The following is a 203-nucleotide window of genomic DNA, read 5'->3' on the forward strand; positions in this document are numbered from 1 at the left end:
GCGGCGCTCACCGCCGACGGCGTCACCGGGATCGTCCTCGTCTCGCTGCTGGTCTGCCTCATCCCGACCACGATCGGCGCGCTGCTGTCGGCCATCGGCATCGCCGGCATGGACCGCCTCGTACAGCGCAACGTCCTCGCCATGTCCGGCCGCGCCGTCGAGGCCGCCGGCGACGTCAACACCCTGCTGCTCGACAAGACCGG

Annotated in this window: 1 protein-coding gene; it reads left to right on the forward strand. The window is 71.9% G+C overall.

Annotated features, from left to right (window positions below; all coding sequences use genetic code 11):
- On the forward strand, nt 1–203 hold a 203-nt coding region (locus IEZ31_RS55860), incomplete at both ends, for a hypothetical protein (RefSeq protein ID WP_190258303.1).

This window comes from Dactylosporangium sucinum (assembly GCF_014647515.1).
Classification (GTDB): domain Bacteria; phylum Actinomycetota; class Actinomycetes; order Mycobacteriales; family Micromonosporaceae; genus Dactylosporangium; species Dactylosporangium sucinum.